16 protein-coding genes are annotated in these 20,695 nt (G+C 55.1%); 5 read left to right on the forward strand and 11 right to left on the reverse strand.

Going from position 1 to position 20,695, the window contains the following annotated elements; translation table 11 throughout:
• Positions 1-48 precede the first annotated feature (48 nt).
• The 4 genes from ACQY4Z_RS10685 to ACQY4Z_RS10700 form a co-directional block, all read right to left on the reverse strand.
• Positions 49-1,941: an extracellular solute-binding protein gene (locus tag ACQY4Z_RS10685; RefSeq protein ID WP_428529079.1), complete on the reverse strand. Its 1,893-nt coding sequence runs from the start codon at positions 1,939-1,941 to the stop codon at positions 49-51.
• The gene (locus tag ACQY4Z_RS10690; RefSeq protein ID WP_428529081.1) at positions 1,938-3,818 is read right to left on the reverse strand and encodes an extracellular solute-binding protein; all 1,881 of its coding nucleotides are present in this window, start codon (positions 3,816-3,818) and stop codon (positions 1,938-1,940) included. Before ACQY4Z_RS10690 ends, ACQY4Z_RS10685 begins: the two co-directional genes overlap by 4 nt.
• 102 nt (positions 3,819-3,920) lie before the next feature.
• On the reverse strand, positions 3,921-5,261 hold the full coding sequence (locus ACQY4Z_RS10695) for a diguanylate cyclase domain-containing protein (protein WP_428529083.1): 1,341 nt from the start codon (positions 5,259-5,261) through the stop codon (positions 3,921-3,923).
• Positions 5,262-5,507: 246 nt separating this feature from the next.
• A complete protein-coding gene (locus ACQY4Z_RS10700) occupies positions 5,508-6,059 on the reverse strand; it encodes a c-type cytochrome (RefSeq protein WP_428529085.1) in 552 nt (183 codons plus the stop codon).
• A gap of 200 nt (positions 6,060-6,259) precedes the next feature.
• On the opposite strand from ACQY4Z_RS10700, the gene ACQY4Z_RS10705 reads away from it, so the two are divergent.
• From ACQY4Z_RS10705 to ACQY4Z_RS10715, 3 genes are read left to right on the forward strand one after another with little or no spacing between them, the layout of a single operon-like run.
• Positions 6,260-6,994: a 3-deoxy-manno-octulosonate cytidylyltransferase gene (locus ACQY4Z_RS10705; protein WP_428529087.1), complete on the forward strand. Its 735-nt coding sequence runs from the start codon at positions 6,260-6,262 to the stop codon at positions 6,992-6,994.
• Positions 6,995-7,021: 27 nt separating this feature from the next.
• Positions 7,022-7,912: a prephenate dehydratase gene (locus ACQY4Z_RS10710; RefSeq protein ID WP_209172097.1), complete on the forward strand. Its 891-nt coding sequence runs from the start codon at positions 7,022-7,024 to the stop codon at positions 7,910-7,912.
• A 38-nt stretch (positions 7,913-7,950) separates the two neighbouring features.
• The gene (locus tag ACQY4Z_RS10715; protein ID WP_428529089.1) at positions 7,951-8,952 is read left to right on the forward strand and encodes an adenosine kinase; all 1,002 of its coding nucleotides are present in this window, start codon (positions 7,951-7,953) and stop codon (positions 8,950-8,952) included.
• Between the two features lie 49 nt (positions 8,953-9,001).
• Here ACQY4Z_RS10715 and ACQY4Z_RS10720 read toward each other — a convergent pair whose 3' ends face one another.
• Positions 9,002-9,622, reverse strand: coding sequence for a 2,3-bisphosphoglycerate-dependent phosphoglycerate mutase (locus ACQY4Z_RS10720; protein WP_428529091.1), 621 nt, complete (start codon positions 9,620-9,622; stop codon positions 9,002-9,004).
• Positions 9,623-9,655: 33 nt separating this feature from the next.
• Entirely contained in the window at positions 9,656-10,468 is an 813-nt protein-coding gene (dapB, locus tag ACQY4Z_RS10725; protein WP_428529093.1) for a 4-hydroxy-tetrahydrodipicolinate reductase, read from the reverse strand.
• A 435-nt stretch (positions 10,469-10,903) separates the two neighbouring features.
• Here dapB and ACQY4Z_RS10730 point away from each other — a divergent pair, with 435 nt between their 5' ends.
• The gene (locus tag ACQY4Z_RS10730) at positions 10,904-11,962 is read left to right on the forward strand and encodes a substrate-binding domain-containing protein (protein WP_428529095.1); all 1,059 of its coding nucleotides are present in this window, start codon (positions 10,904-10,906) and stop codon (positions 11,960-11,962) included.
• The gene (locus ACQY4Z_RS10735; protein ID WP_428529097.1) at positions 11,959-14,712 is read left to right on the forward strand and encodes an EAL domain-containing protein; all 2,754 of its coding nucleotides are present in this window, start codon (positions 11,959-11,961) and stop codon (positions 14,710-14,712) included. Before ACQY4Z_RS10730 ends, ACQY4Z_RS10735 begins: the two co-directional genes overlap by 4 nt.
• Positions 14,713-14,806: 94 nt before the next feature.
• Here the strand turns inward: ACQY4Z_RS10735 and pnp are convergent, their stop codons facing one another.
• The 5 genes from pnp to rbfA form a co-directional block, all read right to left on the reverse strand.
• Positions 14,807-16,930, reverse strand: coding sequence for a polyribonucleotide nucleotidyltransferase (gene pnp, locus ACQY4Z_RS10740; RefSeq protein WP_428529099.1), 2,124 nt, complete (start codon positions 16,928-16,930; stop codon positions 14,807-14,809).
• A 313-nt stretch (positions 16,931-17,243) separates the two neighbouring features.
• On the reverse strand, positions 17,244-17,513 hold the full coding sequence (rpsO, locus tag ACQY4Z_RS10745) for a 30S ribosomal protein S15 (protein WP_420412523.1): 270 nt from the start codon (positions 17,511-17,513) through the stop codon (positions 17,244-17,246).
• A 258-nt stretch (positions 17,514-17,771) separates the two neighbouring features.
• Positions 17,772-19,166, reverse strand: a complete 1,395-nt coding sequence (locus ACQY4Z_RS10750; RefSeq protein WP_428529102.1) for a flavin monoamine oxidase family protein — start codon at positions 19,164-19,166, stop codon at positions 17,772-17,774.
• Between the two features lie 88 nt (positions 19,167-19,254).
• Positions 19,255-20,199: a tRNA pseudouridine(55) synthase TruB gene (gene truB / locus ACQY4Z_RS10755; protein ID WP_428529104.1), complete on the reverse strand. Its 945-nt coding sequence runs from the start codon at positions 20,197-20,199 to the stop codon at positions 19,255-19,257.
• A gap of 85 nt (positions 20,200-20,284) precedes the next feature.
• Positions 20,285-20,695, reverse strand: coding sequence for a 30S ribosome-binding factor RbfA (gene rbfA / locus ACQY4Z_RS10760; RefSeq protein ID WP_428529106.1), 411 nt, complete (start codon positions 20,693-20,695; stop codon positions 20,285-20,287).

The following is a 20,695-nucleotide window of genomic DNA, read 5'->3' on the forward strand; positions in this document are numbered from 1 at the left end:
CTTTGCATCTCAGCTCGAAAACCGAGCTCAGAGAGTGTCTGTTATTTTCTAACCGGCATCTTCGATGATTTTGGCTTTTTCCGGATCTATCCACCAAAGATCTTCCACGGGGAAGAAATACTTTGGCGGTTCCGGCGGAAAACCGAACATGTCCCAGATGGCAACCGAGTGGGTGTTCTTGTACCATTGCGGGATCCAATAGTAACCGGCACGCAAGACACGGTCGATTGCTCGGGCTGCGGTGACCATTTCCTCCTTGGACTGCGCAGCCAGGACTTTGTCGGTCAAGGCATCAATCACGGGATCGGAAATGCCGGCAAGATTACTGCTTCCCGGCACACTGGCTGAGCGGGTGGTCCAGTACTCCCGAATCGGATCAGACAATGTGGCACTGAAGGCAAACCGGCGGCTGGCTATGTCGAAGTCGAACTCGTTCAAGCGGGCCTGATACTGGGCTCCGTCCACGACCCGGAAAGTTGCGTCAACCCCAAGCCGCTTCAGGTTCTTGATGAATGGATTGACGATCCGTTCAAACGCCGTTGTGTTGTTCAAAAATTCAATGGTGAACGGTTTGCCATCTGGTCCGACAAGGTTTGATCCGTCGCGCGTATATCCTGCCTCCCGCAAAAGCTCATTGGCCCGGCGCAGCAGTCCACGGTCAAAACCCGACCCATCGCTGACCGGCGGCGTCACGGGCTCCCCAAAGACAGCTTCCGGCAGCTGATCCCGGTAAGGCTCCAACAAAGCCAGCTCCGCGCCCTGGGGCACGCCTTCGGCCTTCATCTCCGAGTTTTCGAAGTACGACTGCGTTCTTTGATAAAGATCGTAAAAGAGGTTCTTGTTGGACCATTCGAAGTCAAACGCGTAGCCAAGGGCTTCGCGCACACGCGGGTCCTTGAACTTTTCGCGGCGCGTGTTGAGAAACCAACCTTGCGCGCCGGAGGGACGGCCGTCCGGAAAGACCTTTGTCACCACCCTGCCATCTTCGACCGCCGGGAAATTGTATTCGGTCGCCCAGTTCTTTGACGAAAATTCCTCGCGGTAGCGGACGGTTCCTTTTTTAAAGGCCTCAAAAGCAACCTGGCGCTCTCGGAAGAACTCCACTCGCACGATCTGGAAGTTTTTCTGTCCGCGCAGCACGGGAAGGTCATTGGCCCAATAGTCATCGACCTTATGGTATTCGACAAAACGCCCGACAGCGTGTTTGCCAACCTTATAAGGGCCCGACGACAGCGGCGGGGTCAGCGTACTCTGCTCAAAGTCATAGGCCGTGTAGTAGCGTTTTGAAAAGATCGGGTAACCGGCGGCGACACCGAGCGGATAATTGCGGGACTGTGTGCCGTCAAACTGCAGAGCAACGCGATGGTCGTCGAGAACTTCCGCATCGGTCAGAACCCGCATCGGCTGACTGATGTTCGGATGGCCGTGCTCTTTGAGAAGCAGCATGGAGAAGGCAACGTCTTCGGCTGTCAGCTTTGAGCCATCATGAAACTTTGCTTCAGCCCGCAAATTAAAGATGAAGCGGTTGCCGTCTTCGGAGACCTCAACACTTTCTGCGACGAGCCCATAAACCGCATCCGGTTCATCATAGGCCCTGACCATGAGAGTGTCGAAACACAGCTCCATCCGCGGCGGTGCATCCCCTTTCAAAATGAAAGAATTGAAGGTGTTGTAAGTCAGAACATTCTGATTGAAGGACCAGTACGGCGCTTGAAAATTGAACGTTCCGCCTTTTGGCGCGTCCGGGTTTACGTAGTCAAAGTGCGTGAAGTCCGGCCCATATTTCAGGTCGCCAAACACCGAAAGGCCATGACGCGCACCTGTGCTCTCACCGGCTGCATATGCTGCGCGTGAGAGAAGCGGTCCGGATGCAGCCGCAAGTGCCGTTGCTGCGGAGAGCTTCAAGACCTGCCGTCGGTCCGGCCCCTGACGGTTCGTCATTGTACTGCTCCGGTTTTTGCTGCCTTTTCTTCGTCATACCACCAGATCTCCGGGAACCCGGTGCTGTATTCCGGCATGTTTTCAGGGTGAGAGAACCGGTCCCAACGCGCTGTCCGGGTCTCATCGACGTAGAACTGCGGCACCACGTAGTGGTTCCATAACAGGACACGGTCCAGGGCGTGGGTCGCAGCAACAAGGGTCTCACGATCTTCTGCGAAGATCACCTTGTCGATCAGGTGATCGATGGCCGGGTTTTTGATGCCTCCGTAGTTGGCCGAGCTCGCATTGTCGGCAGAAACAGACCCCCAATACTCCCGTTGCTCGTTCCCCGGTGACAGGGACTGCCCGATCGCCAAGGTCGTCGCATCGAAGTCGCGCGCTCGTACCCGATTGATGAACTGGGACGTATCCACAAGCCGCAAGACAGCGTTGATGCCGATGCTCTCCAGATTTTTTGCGTAGGGAAGTAGAGAACGCTCACTGGCCTTATCGCGGTAAAGGAACTCGATTGTGAGCTGCTCACCGGTTGCCTCGTCGACCATCTGGCGCCCTTCGAGTTTGTAACCGGCACCGCGCAGAAGCTTGACGGCCTCACGCAAATTCGCCCGGACGTTTTGCGGGGAACCGCCGACCGGGTTCTTGAATTCTTCGGTAAAGATTTCCGGCGGCACCTGATCGCGAACTTCTTCAAGAATTTCCAGTTCCTTTCCGGTCGGCAAACCGGAAGAGGCCAGTTCTGTGCCGGAGAAATAGGAGTTTACGCGTTTCAAAAGGTTGGCAGAGATGATCTCGTTGGTCGTTTCAAAATCATAGGCGTAGTTCAACGCTTGGCGCACATCGGGGTTCTTGAACTTGTCTCTTCTGAGGTTCAGGAAGTATCCCTGCATCACGCCGGTGGATCGGTCGGGAAAGATCTCTCGCACGACCCGCCCGTCGCGGAGTGCTGGAAAATCATACCGCTTTGCCCATTGGCTAGAGCTGCGTTCGGTATGAAAATCGTATTGATCACCTTTGAAGCCTTCGAACTGAACCGCATCGTCCAGAAAGATGACGTACCGGATCTCGTCAAAGTTTCCTGTTCCGGCCCGGATCGGCAAATCCCCACCCCAATAATCGTCGACCCGTTCGTAGATCACTTGCCGGTTGGCCGAAAAATCCTTGATCCGGTATTGACCGGATCCCAGGGGCGGCTCCAGCGAGCTCTTGGAGAGATCCCGAGGCTCGCCCTTGTCATTGGTTCCTTCCCACCAATGCTTTGGCAGAATCGTGAGCTGTCCCATGATCTTGGGAAGTTCCCGGTTGCCGGATGTGTCGAACGTGAACCGAACGATATTGCCGTCAACGATTTCGGCATCGGTGACGTTCTTGTAGTAAAACTTCCGTTGCGGATTGAGTTCGATTGATTTCTCAAACGACCAGATGACATCTTCGGCCGTCACCGGCTGCCCGTCATGCCATCTGGCGTTCGGGTTCATTCGGTATTCGACCCAAGAATAGTCGTCCGGATATCTGACGCCATCTGCCAGAACACCGTACTGCGCACTGATGTCGTCTTCATCGAGTGACGGTTCCATCAGGCTTTCGTAAATGTTCAGGATCCCCGGCGCAGGTTGGCCTTTGGGCGGCAGGAAGTTGAACGTGTCGAACCCACCGCGGGCTGCGAGGCGCACTGTGCCGCCTTTCGGCGCATCAGGGTTTACATAGTCAAAATGTTCGGCGTCAGGGCCATATTTCGGCGTGCCATTCAAAGCCGCAGCATGTTTCCACTGAGGATCTTGCGCCACTGCGGGATTGGCGATTGCAGCGACCAGCAACAAAACTCCTGTCAGTATTGCCGTCACCGCTGGTTTTTCGTTTGCACGCCAAGCGGCTCGCATCACTTGCTCCGTTGCTGTTGTCCGGGCCGCAGTTCGCGGTATGGAAACAGTTTAGGGAGCGGTGGCCAAAAAACCACCCATTAAGCGTGACATGACAGAAATTTAACCGGTTTGCGGAAGTTCGTTGCCGGAGACGGTTTCCGGTTTTTTCCGCCCCTTGGTCTTTTGGCTGTACATCCGGCTGTCGGCAACTCTGAGCAGATCGTCAATGGTGCCTGCATCGCTTGGAAAGCTTGCACTGCCGATACTGGCACTCACACCAATGCGTACACCTGAAAACTCAAATACCTCAGAAAGACGTTCCCCCAAGCGCTCCAGGAAAGCTTCCCGTTCCAGGCGGCGCATGTTTCCAGGAGTCAAAACGATGAACTCATCACCCCCCACACGGGCAACCGTATCTGTCTGCCGTGTTTGCTGCTGCAGGCGGTGTCCAATTTCGACCAGCAACTGATCACCGGCCGCATGGCCGTAGCTGTCGTTAACGGGCTTGAAGGCATCAAGGTCGACATAAAAAATTTCAAAGCCGGCCCCCGTCCGCTCAGACATGACCGCCAATTGGAGCATCCGGTCTTCCAGGAGCCGCCTGTTAGCCAGCCCGGTCAGCGGGTCGTGCAAGGCCATTGAGCGAACCTTGTAAACCTCACTGATCAGCAGGAACGCCATGGCGCCGAAAAGGAGCGAGATCAGACTTCCGACGAGCTGGGTGATCCAGATGCTGCGTTCGTTGCTGTTCCAACCGTTTTCTGGATAGCCCAGTACTTCCCATTTCAAACCACCGGGCAGGTTCAAAGGAAGACTTACGCTGTCAATATCCATCAGGCCAAAACTGCCGAATATATGCGCTTGTTCTGGCGTGGAAGCGGCCTTGTCGATGATGCCGATCCGAAGTTGCTTGACCATGTCCACAATACCGGCAGCTTGCATCAAGCCGGCCTGATCGACCACAAGAGACAGCACACCCCAATATGGTCGCTCTGCCATGGGTTGCCCGGGCTGCGATGGCGGAAAAACCGGTATTCGGACCAAAAGTGCCCGACCGCCCTGAACCAGTTCCAAGGGTCCCGCAATCACAATTTCACGTGAGAGCATGGCCTTTTTGATTGCCGGCCATTGGCTCGCATTCGTCCGGTAGTTCAACCCGATGGCCGACTGGTTGGGCTGGAGGGGGTAGACCGCCTGGAGAATGTTGTCCGGAGCAAGCCCTATCGACCTGATCACCGGGTTGCCATCAATCAAATCGGCCGCAACGGCATCATATCTACGGGCATCAAAAGGCTCATTTGCAGATTCAACGACGTTGGCGCGCAGTCCAATACCGTAGGCAACAGTCCGGCCGAATTCCCCTTCCAGCTTGGCGCGGACTTCCGAAAGACTGGCGACGGCTTCGCGCTTGTTTTGCGACATGATTTCACTGCGCACCGTGTATCCCACGTGCGCCGTCACTGCGATTCCTGCAATAAAGCAGATCACCGCTGTGAGCGAAGCAACCCAGGCTCCATTCCCATGTACAAAGAATTGACGCACCGCGTTCATGCTTGTCCAATCCAGTCGGATTGTCGTTCCTGACAATATGACTCAGAAACTACGTAACGTCACAAACATTAATTTTCTTCAAATACCAATAAAAAAGCCGGACACAGGCCCGGCTTTCTAAAAATATTTCTGCATCTCAGCAGTTGTTACCCGGTATTACTCTCCAGGCAGCGGCTGCGGCGTAGCAGCCTGTTCGCGCATGTAGGCAATCAGGTCAGCCCGTTCTTCAGACTTGCGGATACCTGCGAAGCCCATGGACGTTCCAGAAATGTAGTTCTTCGGGGATGCCAGGAAGTTGTAGAGACCCTCGTAGGTCCACTCCGGATTTTCCTCGCCATAGGCAACCATTGCGCTGGAGTAGTTGACGCCATCCAGGCCACCTGGCTTCCGCCCAACGATCTCCCAAAGGTTCGGACCGACCTTGTTCGCGCCGCCCTGTTCAAACGTATGACAGGCTGCACATTTCTTGGCAGCTTTCTCACCATCGCTGGCAGCAGCAGCCATGAGCAACTCGCCAATCGGCACAACATCCGGCTCCGGAGTAACCACTGACGTTGAATCTTCAGCAGATGCGACGACGATTTCATAACCCGGCTTGCCCGGGATCGTCGGCTTGAAAATTATGTCAGACACAATTCCCAGACCCATGGTCAGAATAAGCACCATAAGAACCGCACCTGCGGCCTTGTTCAGCGTGAAGGAATCCATTCTCTCCGGCTCCAAGCTCATACGCGTCCGAGCCCGTAACTTGAGGTCACGAACCCTATCAGCTCCTCGAATTTTGCCGGAACCTACAAATTTTTTGACCTCGCTGTCCATAGCTTTAAAAGGGCAACGTGTACGACATTCGGACGCGCCCCCGGAAAATCACAGTTTTCCGGCTCAAAATCGCGCCAAAGGAGACTGGATTGAGCTCTGCCATCGTTATTGTTCCGGCCCGGTTGGCCGCAACACGTCTGCCTCGGAAGCCACTGGCGGATATTTGCGGGAAACCAATGATTGTGCGTGTTCTGGAGCAGGCCCTCAACGCAGATATCGGACCCGTCGCCGTTGCGACTGACGACACGAGTATCGCAGAGGCGGTCCGGGATCATGGTGGAACCGCAGTCATGACCCGGGACGATCATGAATCTGGTTCGGACCGCATCTTTGAAGCTGCGCAGACCTTGGACCCCGACCAGCAGTACGACACTGTTTTGAATGTTCAGGGCGATGTACCTCTGATTGAGCCTGAAGCGATTCGAGCCGCCTTCGCGCCCCTTTCGGTCCCAGGGGTAGACATTGGCACCATCATGACCGAAATCCGGGATGAACGGTTCCGCGACGACCCGAACTTCGTCAAAGCAGTCACAACACCAAATGGGCATGGCCATCACCGTGCACTATATTTTACCCGTGCAACGGCACCTGACGGCGATGGGCCGCTATATCAGCACATCGGCATCTATGCCTATCGCCGTGCCGCACTGGCGCGTTTTGTGTCGCTGTCGCCGTCCCCACTAGAAAAGCGCGAGAAACTGGAACAATTGCGCGCGCTCGAGGCCGGTATGCGCATTGATGTATCGGAGATCGCCTCGGCTCCTATGGACGTGAACACACCTGAAGATCTAGAACGGGCTCGAACAGCCTATCAATCCTTATAAAACGCCGCACCAAAGCTGGACACATCAATGAGCAATGCGAAAAAAATCGTCTTCCAGGGCGAAACCGGCGCCAATTCCCATATGGCCTGCCGTGACGTTTATCCCGATTATGAAGCCATTCCCTGCGCGACGTTTGAAGACTGTTTTTCGGCAATGGCGGATGGTAAAGCCGATTTGGCAATGATCCCGATCGAGAACTCGGTCGCGGGCCGTGTCGCGGACATTCACCATCTTCTGCCTGGCTCCAATTTGCACATCATCGGCGAGTACTTCATGCCGATTAGGTTCCAGTTGATGGCTCCAAAAGGGACCAAGGTTGAAAACCTTACAACGGTACAAAGCCACGTCCATGCGCTTGGGCAATGCCGGAACATCATTCGGGAACTGGGTTTGAACGCCGTTGTTGGCGCTGACACCGCTGGCTCGGCTCGTCAGATTGCGGAGCTGGGCGATCCCACCCATGCAGCACTCGCCCCACGGATGGCCGCCGATATCTACGGTCTCGACATCCTGCGTGAGGACGTGGAAGACGAGGCACACAACACCACGCGGTTTGTGATCCTGTCCCGCGACAAGATGGAGGCAGCCCACAACGGCCAACCGGTGATCAGCACCTTCATTTTCCGGGTCCGCAACGTGCCGGCTGCTCTGTACAAGGCACTCGGCGGCTTTGCGACGAACAATGTGAACATGACCAAGCTGGAATCCTACCAGTTGGAGGGACAGTTCTTCGCGTCCATGTTCTACGCCGACATCGAAGGGCACCCCAACGATCCGCATGTTGCGCTGGCCTTGGAAGAGCTCGCTTTCTTCTGCGCGGAGCTGAAAATCGTTGGAGTTTACCGGGCAAGCCCGTTCCGCGACAAAATTCGTGAACCGGAAGCTAACCGGGCCTTAAGACCCAATCCGCAATCTTAAGGGCGACGCCCATTCTTTCAGGACCCTTAGAGGACCCAATGACCGAAATTCGTTTTGATGCCCTGTGCATCGGCAATGCTATTTGTGATGTATTTGCCCATGTCGAGGAAGACTTTCTTCTCCAGGAGGGCCTGGTCAAAGGGTCCATGCGGCTCATCGAGACAGATGAAGCTGTGGCCCTGTTCAACAAGATGGGCCAAACGGTCCGCATCTCCGGCGGCAGCGCAGGCAACACGGCGGCTGGAATTGCGTCTCTCGGAGGCCGTCCGGCTTATTTCGGCAAGGTGGCCGAAGACGAGCTCGGTGACAGCTACTATCACGACATGAACGGCACCGGTGTCTACTTCAACACTCCCCGCCTTCGTGAATGGAAGCCCACCGCACGGTCAATGATTCTGATCACGCCGGACGGCGAGCGCACAATGAACACCTATCTCGGTGCATGCACGGAATTCAGCCCGGTAGACGTTGATGAAGATGTTGTGGCCGCTTCCGCAGTCACCTACATGGAAGGTTATTTGTGGGATCCGGAAGAAGCGAAAAAGGCGTTTCTTGCCGCTGCCGAAATCGCACACAAACATGACCGCAAGGTTGCAATAACCCTGTCTGACTCCTTCTGTGTCGACCGCTACCGGGATGAATTTAAAGGCCTGCTGTCAGACGGTGTTGTTGACCTGATGTTCGCCAATGAGCATGAAATCAAGGCGCTCTATCAGACCGGCGACCTGGATACAGCGGTCTCTGCAGCCCGCCAGAGCGGTGCCATGACCGCTCTGACACTTGGCAAGGAAGGCGCGATGATCATCACATCTGAGGAGATCGTCAAGGTTCCGGCCCAGCAGGTTGACAATGTCGTTGATCTGACCGGCGCCGGCGATCTCTTTGCCTCCGGCTTCCTGTTTGGCCTTGCTAAAGATTACTCGCTCACCAACGCAGCTGAACTCGGCTGCATTTGCGCGTCCAGTGTCATCAAGCATGTCGGCGCCCGTCCGGAACGGCCGCTGAAAAACCTCGTTGCGCAAAGCGGGTTTGAAGTCTAAGCAAAAAGGGCGGCCTACCGGCCGCCTTTTCTCGTAAGTTTTGTAGTTCTCAGGCGGCCAGATCCTGGACGCTGATGACTTTTCCGTCCTCATCAAGGCGATAGATAATCGGCGTTCCGGTCCCGAGTTCCCGTTTGAGGATTTCTTCCGGGCTCAGCCCTTCCAATTCCATGATGAGCGACCGCAGCGAATTGCCGTGGGCTGCAACGATCGTGCGCTTGCCAGACAGGACGCGCGGCAATATCTCGGCTTTGTAGTACGGCAGAACACGTTCAGCGGTCATTTTGAGGCTCTCGCCGCCTGGGGGAGGAATGTCATAAGACCGGCGCCAGATGTGAACCTGTTCCTCGCCGAACTTTTCCCGGGCCTCATCTTTGTTCATACCGGTCAAATCGCCATAGTCACGCTCGTTCAGAGCCTGATCCTTGAAAGTTTCAAGGCCGGTTTGGTCAAGCTCATCGAGAATAATCCCGAGCGTTTTTTGGGCACGGGACAACACCGACGTAAAGGCCAGGTCGAAATTCAGTTTCAGATCCCGAAGCTGCTCGCCCGCCTTATGCGCTTCGGCAACGCCCTGGTCGGTCAGGCCCGGGTCTTTCCAACCTGTGAACAGGTTTTTAAGGTTCCATTCGCTCTGTCCGTGGCGGACGAGCACTAGCAGGCGTTCCATGCCGATCTCCTTGCGTGGATCATCTTGAGTTGATCAGGTGTCCAGGCCGAGCACGTCGGCCATGGAGTAAAATCCGGGTTTTTGGTCGAAGCCCCACAGAGCCGCCTTGACCGCCCCGCGTGCAAACAGCTGCCGGTCTTCAGCTCGGTGCGTCAGCTCGATCCGCTCCCCTTCACCGGCGAGAATCACGGAGTGCTCTCCGATGACCGATCCGCCCCGAAGGGTCGCAAAACCAATATCGCCTGTCCTGCGCGGATCCATAATGCCGTCGCGGCTGCGAACAGAGTGTGTCTGAAGATCGATGCCGCGGCCTTCCGCGGCCGCTTCGCCGAGAAGCAAAGCCGTACCGGAAGGCGCATCGACCTTGTGCTTGTGGTGCATCTCCAGAACTTCGATATCAAAGTCTGTGTCCAATGCCGCTGCCGCCTTGCGCACAAGGCTCGCCAGCAAGTTCACGCCAAGGCTCATGTTGCCGGATTTGATAATCCGTGCGTGCCTTGCGGCGGCGCGAAGAGGTGTTTCCTCGTCCGGTGTCCAACCAGTCGTTCCGATCACATGAACGATCCGCGCCTGGGCCGCCAACTCAGCAAACCAAATGCTCGCTTTCGGCGCTGTAAAATCCAAGACCCCGTCGGCTTTCGCAAATGCAGACAACGGATCGTCGGTTACAGGGACATTCAAAGCGCCGACGCTGGCAAGCTCCCCAACATCCTGACCTAGGAATGGCGATCCTTCTTGCTCAATGGCCGCAACCACGTCTGCTCCCGCAGCATCTGTGACGGCCCGGGTCAAGGCCCGCCCCATCCGGCCACCTGCACCAACCACGACCAAGCGCATTGAACCCATACCTTGTTCCCTTCAAAGATGGCAGCGGTATAGCAGGTTCGTAACTGCAGGCAAATGTCTGATGCAAGCGCAACAAACACAGGAGTTGCGATGTCTGGTCCATAATTGGAGACGAAAACAGAGCCAAACCGTAATTAACCGATCGACTCCAAAATCACCTAAATTGCCATGATAAAAACAAACAATAATTCGTTTAATTAAGTATTTGTTTGACCTCTTTTAATAGCGTTTCGATAAAGTGATCAGACACAACAACAAAAAGCGGCTATTTTGATTGCATCATATCAAACCACAATCACAATGAATGCCAATTGTTTCGGCTCAGTATTTCTGTCGAGTGGTTTCGTTATGAGCCAATTCAAAATTTTGCGCAAAGCCATCCGAAGGTCGTTACTTAAGTCTTTGGCAGTCTCTGTAGTTCTGAGCCTTGCATATATGAAGGCAGCTCCAGCTCAAGACACGAGCTTGGACGAATTCTGGTCGCTCACCGAATTTACCGCGCTGAATAAAAAACAACGGTCTGTTGCAGAAGGCTTTGCGCAGCGCGTCTCGGCGCCGGCGATCGCGCTGCAAACTGAAGTCAATCCGGTTAAAGTCGCAATCATTTATCCCGGCAGCCAGGTTTCAGATTACTGGCGCCGCAGTCTCGCGTCGTTTGAAGCGCGGATGGACGATATTGGCCTCCCTCACAGGATCGAATCTTATTTTTCCGGATCCTCATCGGATGCGGGCGGCCAGGCAGCGTTGATCACGCAGGCTCTGGCGAGCAATCCGGATTATCTGGTTTTCACTCTGGACGTTCTACGCCACAAGCCGATCGTTCAACGTCTCATTGCCCGAGGAAGACCTAAAGTTATCCTTCAAAACATTACGACGCCACTGAAAGTTTGGAGAGAACGGCAGCCCTTTCTTTACGTCGGTTTCGATCATGTGGCCGGTACCCAGCTTCTCATCGACTACTACAAGACCAAGCTCGGCCAAAAACAGAACTTCGCAATTCTGTTCGGGCCTCGCGGATACGTCAGCCGGGCACGGGGCAACACTTTCTTGCAGGCTTATTCAGATCCGGAAGCCATGAACCTCAAGGCCTCCTACTACGTTGGGTATGACCGGGAAAAATCGCGGCAGGCGACAGAAAGCATTCTTCAAGAACATCAAAACCTATCGTTCATCTATGCGTGCTCAACTGACATCGCTCTCGGGGTCATGGACGCCATCGCAGCAAGCGGCAACGAGAGGACCGTCATGACCAACGGATGGGGTGGAGGCGCCGCCGAACTGGATGCCATTCTTGAAGGAAAGCTGGATGTCACAGTAATGCGGATGAACGATGACAACGGTGTCGCCATGGCAGAGGCGATCGTGTTGGACCAGACAGGAAACAGTGACCAGATCCCAGTGGTGTTCTCCGGTGAGTTTGCGCTTGTCACCAAAGATCACTCCGCTGACGATATTCAAGAACTGAAGGCGCGGGCCTTCCGGTACTCAAAATGAAGACAAAAGGTGTGAAGTTCAGCTGGTTGGTCGGGGGTCTGTTTGTGGTCGGCCTCATGGCAACTGCTGTTGCGCTTTTTGGCATCACTTACCTTGGTAGTTTGTCCGTCGCTGAGTTGGAAGCTGAACGCAACGCAAAGCGCGAACAGTCGCTCACGACTTTGGTATTCGAGTCCTATTTGAAGGACATCGAAAGCCAGCTGCGTACGATTGCCCTGAATGATGATTTCATTCAGTCAGTCATTGATTACGATGCCGGGAAAGCTGCGCGGATCATGGAGGTCGTCGGCCAAAATGCATCGGCTGTCGTCCCTGACGTGCTTATACTCGATCATGAACGACAGATGGGATGGCTGAACTCCAGTCTCGCCCTTGTTAACGTCGGCTCCGTGCTACCGGGACAAACTCTGAGAACGATGCCACCAGATGTTTGGCGCTTCTACAGCGACGACAGCACCGAACCCGCAACGAACCTCACGGTTATCTCCATACCAGTGGTGGATCCTGAAACCGGTCGTGTCATTGCCCGGCTTATCGGTGGAACCCTTATCAACGACGCTTACGCGCTTCTCGACAACCTCTCAAGTGTCCTAGGCACAGGAGATATTGCGATCATCTCCGGGACCGCTTCGCTGGCCTCTTACGGCAAGTTTGCCAATAATGAAGAACTCTCGAACACGCTTGATGAGCTCGGCGGGCGGGCATTCCGCCTTCATGACGGCACACTGACATCCAGCGCTGTTCTCCTGGGCGAAATTGGTACAGACCCGATAAAGATTATCACGCAATCCAAAAGCGACATCGTCGAAAACATAGAAACCACATATGCGGATATCTTCTTTCCGTTTCTCCTCTACATCGGAATTGCATCGTTTTCAGCCGTGTTCCTGATCAATCAGTTTACCGCCGCAAATCTGAACGCTCTTGTGAGTTATGCTGGCGGACGGGTTGGGAAAGGGTCGGATGCAACGTTCGAACCCGGCCGGATTGCGGAATACAACCGTCTGGGCGCACTTTTTGACAGCGCTTTTGACGCCGTTCAAAAGACCAATGCCCAGTTTCGCGACCTTATCGATGGATCGCTGCAAGGGATTGTGATCCATTCCGATGCAAAGATCCTTTACGTCAATGATGCGTTGCTCAAAATCCTGGGATACGAACCAGGTGATGCGGACAGACTGATTGGTCACTCGATATGGGATATCTATGCTCCCCAAGAACATGAGCGCCTGCGAACCTACCGAAGGGTTCGGCAAGAGGGCGGATTGGCGCCTGCTGTGTATGAAGTGTTCGGACGGTCAAAGTCCGGAGACACGGTTTGGCTCGAGCAACATGTTCGTATGACGACTTGGAACGGCGTCACCGCTATTCACAGCACGATCACAGACATCACGGAGCGCAAGGAACAGGAACGGCTCATAGAGCAGCATGCGAACTATGATGCGCTCACCGGTCTTCCGAACCGTAATCTCTTTCTGGACCGGCTGCGCCAAAGTCTTGTCCACGGAGAAAGGACAGAAAAGGCCGGCGCGGTACTCGTTGTCGATTTAGACAGATTCAAGACAGTGAATGACCTCCATGGCCATGATCTCGGCGATCCGATCCTGCGTGAGGTTGGAAATCGTATTCGGGAAACCGTTGACCCCAGCAATACCGTATCACGCCTTGGCGGTGATGAGTTTGCCGTGCTCCTGACTGACACCGAAGATGACTGGGAGACAGAAGGGGTCGCCCAGAGAATTTTAGGCGCTGTTTCCAAAAGAATTGATGTCGGCAACGGGCAGGATGTGGTTTTGACAGCCAGTATCGGCATTTCTGTATTTCCGCTGGACGGCTTTACAGATATCGCGCTTTTGAAACAGGCCGAATCCGCCATGCGCCAAACGAAGACCGATGGCGGCAATGCTTTCCGGTTCTTCTCAAAGCAAACGAATGATCGAATGACGCGGGCACTGTTGCTCGAATCCGCTCTTCGAAAAGCCATCGAGAATGACGCGATTGAGATCTATATCCAACCGATTATCAACTGCGCCACTGGTACTGTGTCTGGTTGCGAAGCCCTCGCACGATGGACCGATCCTGAACTCGGCTTTGTGTCGCCGGGAGAGTTCATTCCCGTAGCTGAAGAAACGGGCTTGATTGTCCCTCTTGGAAAGCTTGTTCTGAAAAAGGCCTGCGCATTCTTTTCGGATTGCCGGGCGCGCGGACACAATCTTCAGAGTATCGGGGTAAACATATCGCCCCGCCAATGCCGGGAAGACGGCTTTGTTGACCTCGTGAAATCCACTGTCGACAACGCGGGAATGCGGCCTGACCAGCTGACACTGGAGATCACTGAGAGCGTTATGTTTGATGACAGCCAAATCGATCCGGTTGCCATCATGATGGCTATCAAGACCCTGGGCATCAAACTGTCACTTGATGATTTCGGGACTGGATACTCGTCCTTGAGCTATCTCAAGCGACTGCCGATCGACACCCTCAAAATCGACCGCTCCTTCATTAAGGATATTGAGACCGACATAAACGACCAGGCGCTGGTCAATGCAATTGTGACCATGGCAAATGCGTTGTCGATCGGTGTGGTCTGTGAGGGCGTAGAGACCCGCAAACAGAACACCGTTTTGATGCGCATGGGGTGCCGTCTGATTCAGGGCTTTTACTTCGGCAAACCAATGCCGAGAGAGGAATTTTTCCAATTCCTGGCTGAAGAACCGTTTAAGAACGAACTGCAGTTGAAGGTCAGTTAGACCCACGTCAACACGTAGACTTGTCCGCTTGGGGCGCAAAAAAACGCAGGTACCGACTGGCACCTGCGTTTTCTATCAAAGAAGTTTTTGAAGCTTATTCGGCGTCTTTCGGGATTTCCTGACCGGTTTCCTGGTCAACAACCTTCATGGACAGGCGGACTTTGCCGCGCTCATCAAAGCCCATGAGCTTGACCCAGACCTTGTCGCCTTCCTTGACCACATCGGTAACCTTGCCGACTTTCTTCGGAGCCAGCTGGGAGATGTGAACCAGGCCGTCTTTCGCGCCGAAGAAGTTGACGAATGCGCCGAAGTCAACGCACTTCACAACAGTGCCTTCGTAGATCACGCCAACTTCCGGCTCAGCCGCGATGGAGTTGATCCAGTTGACCGCTGCCTTGATGGCCTTGCCATCGGACGAAGCGATCTTAACGGTGCCGTCGTCTTCGATGTTGACCTTTGCGCCGGTCTTTTCAACGATTTCACGGATGACCTTGCCGCCCGAACCGATGACTTCACGGATCTTATCGACCGGAATTTTCATCATTTCGATGCGCGGGGCATGCTCACCAAGCTCGGAGCGTGCTTCGGTGATGGCATTTGCCATTTCGCCGAGGATATGGATCCGGCCGCCCTTGGCCTGCTCCAGAGCGACCTTCATGATCTCTTCGGTGATACCGTCGATCTTGATGTCCATCTGCAGCGCGGTGATGCCGTTCGCAGAACCAGCCACCTTGAAGTCCATGTCACCGAGGTGATCTTCATCACCCAGGATGTCGGACAGGACTGCGAAACGATCGCCTTCCTTGATCAGACCCATGGCGATACCGGCAACCGGTGACTTCAGCGGAACGCCTGCATCCATCAGCGACAGGGAGGTGCCGCAAACGGTTGCCATTGAGGACGATCCGTTGGATTCGGTGATCTCGGAGACAACCCGCAGGGTGTACGGGAACTCATGATGCGCCGGAAGCATCGGGTTGATTGCGCGCCACGCCAGCTTGCCATGACCGATTTCGCGGCGTCCCGGGGAGCCCATGCGGCCGGTTTCACCAACAGAATATGGCGGGAAGTTGTAGTGCAGCATGAAGTGGGACTTCACGGTGCCTTCCAGAAGATCGATGAACTGCTCATCTTCGCCGGTGCCGAGGGTCGCAACAACGAGGCCCTGTGTTTCACCGCGGGTGAAGAGAGAAGACCCGTGTGCACGCGGCAGGATGCCGACTTCAGACGAAATCTGGCGGACGGTAGACAGGTCACGGCCGTCGATACGGGTGCCGGTGTCCAGGATGCCCCCGCGAACGATTTCAGCTTCCAGCTTCTTGAACTGTTCGCCGAGAACGTTGCCTTCAACAGCTTCGCCTTCGGCAGCGTTGGTGATCAGGGCTTCGACAACCTTTGCCTTGGCCGCATCAACCGCGTTCTTGCGCTCGGTTTTTGCTGTGATCTTGTAAGCTGCAGCGAGATCGTCAGCCGCGATTGCCTTGACCTTGCCAAACAGTTCGGAATGGTCGGCCGCTGTAAATTCGCGCGGCTCTTTCGCACCAGCTTCAGCCAGCTTGATGATCGCGTCGATGACAGTCTGGAAGCCCTTGTGGCCGAACATGACGGCGCCGAGCATGGTCTCTTCGTCAAGTTCCTTGGCTTCGGACTCAACCATCAGAACCGCATCGGAGGTCCCTGCGACAACCAGATCCAGAGCGGATTCCGGCATGTCGTCGACCAGCGGGTTCAGAACATATTCGCCGTTGATATAACCAACGCGTGCGCCGCCAATCGGGCCCATGAACGGAACGCCAGAAAGGGTCAAGGCAGCAGAAGCTGCAACCATCGCCAGGATGTCCGGTGCATTTTCCATGTCATGCGACAGCACGGTGATCACGACCTGGGTGTCGTTCTTGTAACCGTCAGCAAACAGCGGACGGATCGGGCGGTCGATCAAGCGGGATGTCAGGGTCTCGTGCTCAGACGGACGGCCTTCGCGCTTGAAGTAGCCACCCGGGATCTTACCGGCGGCGAATGCCTTTTCCTGGTAGTTTACGGTGAGCGGGAAGAAATCCTGGCCCGGCTTCGGTTCCTTTGCGGATACAACGGTCGCAAGGACCTTGGTTTCGCCGTAGGTCGCCATAACGGACCCATCAGCCTGACGGGCAACCTTACCCGTTTCAAGAATGAGCGGACGTCCGCCCCAGTCAACTTCTACACGATGAATATCAAACATCATCTGTCCTTAACATAGACTGTTTACCCCGTCGCTATTCCTCAGCGATCCATCTGGGGCAAACACATTCCCGGTCGGCCCCGGATGGGCCGGTTACCGGCGGACAGGTCATGGGCAAGACGGCAAGTATCTTTTCAATGAAATCGAAAAGACGCTGGCAATCCTGCCCCATGACATGTCACGAGGTTTCTATAGAGCGTTTGCTGCCAAAAGGGAAACACTCAAAGGCCTTAGGAACTCAACAAAAAGCCCTTTGGTAAAAAGAAAAACGCGGCAGGCAAGCCCACCGCGTTGATCAAGTCTGAAACAAGCCTTAGCGGCGAATGCCAAGACGCTCGATCAGCGACTTGTAACGCTCTTCGCTTTTGCCACGCGTGTAGTCCAGAAGGGACCGGCGTGAGGCAACCATCTTCAAAAGACCGCGGCGGGAGTGGTTGTCCTTGCCATGCTCTTTGAAGTGTTCGGTCAGGTTGTTGATACGCTCGGTGAGGATCGCAACCTGGACTTCCGGAGAACCGGTGTCGCCTTCTTTGGTGGCGAATTCTTTCATGAGCTCAGCTTTGCGCTCTGCAGTGATCGACATCGCTCTTGTCCTTTCGAAGAGAAATGGCCCGTTGACCGGGCGCGTTGAACTGCCGGAAGACCGGCCTGATCCTGAAATCGCCAGAGCCGAGATGTCGGTCAGCAAAGGTTCTTAAAGGACGAATTGAGCCTCAATGCCCAATGGCGGCGGAATATGGCGGAAAACCTCGAGAAAATCCAGAAGATTCTCATGTCGGGTCGCCCATTCTCCAGCCTGGTGCGGTCGTTGAGCTCGCGGGTGGCCCGGTCGGTCCGCTTGCTATTCCGCCAATTCGTCTTCGATCAGGTTTGCAGCTGCGAGTCCGGTCAGGTATGCGCCGTGGGTCGTGGCATGAAAATCGAAGGTCGTGTGCTCACCGGCAAACAGGATGGTGTTGGCAACGGGCGTTGCAAAACGGTCAAAATCGGCTGGCGTGTTTCCGACGGCCGAATAGGAATACGCGCCGTACGTATGCGGGTCCTCTGACCAGCGGGTTGCCAGATGATTGATGGGTTCGGGAATGCCTTCGCCGAACATTTCCCGGAGCGCACCCATGCAATCTGCGATCATATCGGGATCGCTCATTGCCTCGGCAACGAACGGATAATCACCAACGCTCACCCCCAGCAGAATGTTTTCAGGGCTGAAGGTGCGGTAATTGAGAAAATAGTTCCAGCGCCCCTTTGGTTCGCTCATGTACCCGATATACTGTACATCTTCGGGCCAAAATGGCTGCTCAAACTTCAGCGCCAGTTTGGTGACACTCCCAAAGCCAATTTCGTTGATGCTTTTCTGATGCGCTTTGGGAAGGGGCGGGTCAAACGCGATCGTTCCTTTCTTGAGAACTCCAAGGGGCACGGTACAGATCACGAAATAGGATTCGAATGTTCCCTTTGACGTGTAGACCGCTGCGCCATCGCCTTCTTCGTATTCAATCGATTCGACAACCGTGTCCAAACGAATATCCAGACCGTCCGCAAGGCTCTTCGGGATCTGGTCATACCCCCTGGTCAGAATCACATCCGCCCCGTCATATTCATCGTCCTCGTCGAAATAGTAGGCGGACAGTTTTTCAATCGGACCACCGGTCGAGAACTCTGTGTAGGCACTCATCATCCACCGCAGCACCGGATCCTTCAGGCTATCCTTGGAGACACGGCGGATCGCCTCAGACAGCGGCTGATCATTGTCAAAGGTGTCGTCAACGCGCTTGTAGAGGCGCATCAGGTCACGATATTTGGAGTTGATCGTGGATCTCGAAACAGCAGCGCCATCTTGGGCAAAGACCTGATAGCTTTCGTCTGAGGTCACGTACGTCGGCGCGGCGATCGCACCTGCCAATTTTGAAACCGGGTTTCCGTCGGGCCTGTGGATCCAGCCGGCACCGACCTCAAATGGCGCACCCAAAGACCAGTCTGTCCGGATCCGCCCACCGATGGCAGACGCCGCCTCCAGGACAACAACCGCGTATCCAAGGTCCTTGAGGCGCCGGGCAGCGGCAAGACCTGCGATGCCCGCCCCAATCACAATGACATCGAAGTCGTCATTCTGGGCTGTCGCAGCACTTGCACTCAAAAAGGGCGCAGACAGTGCAACGACAGCGCCTGTTTTCAGGATATGGCGCCGCGTTGCCCGTCCACCATTGTCAGAAAAGACCTTCCGCCCACGCTTCATAATGCCCCCTGCCCAGTCGTTGCCGATTGGATCTGGGGATCATGCCACGGCTGGCTCAAAACGTCAGGTAGGGATCGCAAGTTTAGATTCAGAGATGAAACACCCGGCTCGGCTGAAAACGGCCCTTCTCAATCGCGCCGATGGCGACGGGAACGCTCGCGTGGCTGGCAAAGGCGACATCACAGTTCAGCGGGGCGTCCCGGCCACGCAGGAGCACAGCCATGCCCTTTTTGATCTTGGCGGCATCATCATCCGAGACAGTGACTTCGACCAACTCATCCATCGCCTCCCGTACCGGCAAGACAAATTCTTCGACCAGGTCATCGACACCCGCACCTTCTTCAAGCTCTTCTGCCATCTGAAGGATTTCGTCGAGCTCGATCAGATCCTCTTCGCCGAATGGCCCCACCAGCAAACGGCGCAGTTCTGTCACATGGCCGCGTGTGCCAAGACGCCGGCCGATGTCCCGAGCCAGCGCCCGCACATAGGTGCCTTTACCGCACTCCGCTTCAAAAACGGCGCGGTTTTCATCCGGACATTCTGCGAGGTCCAGCCGGTGCATATCAATCGGCCGTGCTTCCAATTCGACCTCTTCACCGTCACGGGCGAGATCATAGGCCCGCTCGCCTGCGACCTTGATCGCGGAAAACTTCGGCGGAACCTGCATGATTTCGCCGATGAATTCCGGGAGTACGGCTTTGATCGCGTCAGCATCCGGACGCACATCCGACGTCGCAACGACCTCGCCTTCGGTGTCGTCGGTGTTGGTTTCTGAGCCCCAGGTCACCTCGAACCGGTAGACCTTGCGCCCATCCATCACAAATGGAACAGTCTTCGTTGCTTCGCCGAAGGCGACCGGCAACAGGCCAGATGCCCGTGGATCAAGAGTTCCGGCATGACCGACCTTTTGCGGTGAAAAGATCCGCTTGATCTTGCCGAGAGCTTCGTTGGAGGTGATGCCATAGGGCTTATCCAGCACCAGCCAACCATTGATCGTGTTCTTTTTTCTTTTGAATTGCTGTTTGCGGGCCATTTTTTCTTCTTGTTCGTAACGCGCCTGTCCACCCTCTCAGAGACACCACTACCGAAAGTGACACCCCATGGGCTTTCTGAGCAATTCACTGATCTTCCTGTGGGCCATCCAAATCCCGGGCAACTTCCGGTGAATGCAGCAGAGTTTCGATCCGGTCGTCATCATCAAACCGGGTGTCGAGCACAAAGCGCAAGTCCGGCATGTATTTCATCGTCAGCCGGCGCGACACCTGACCACGCAGGTATTTGGCGCTGCGATTAAGTGCCTTTTCGACCTTTTCAGCATTCACACCGCCCAAGGGCATGACGAGACATGTTGCCAGACGCAGATCCGGCGTCATCCGCACTTCGGGAATGGTGATGATGACACCATCCAGATCCGGATCAGACATACGCCCGCGGGTCAGAATATCGGACAATTCTTTGCGCACCGTTTCGCCCACCTTCAACTGGCGCTGCGATGGTCCCTGACTGTCCTGCCCAGAATGTTTCGCCAT

Source organism: Roseibium sp. (genome assembly GCF_965276855.1).
Classification (GTDB): Bacteria; Pseudomonadota; Alphaproteobacteria; order Rhizobiales; family Stappiaceae; genus Roseibium.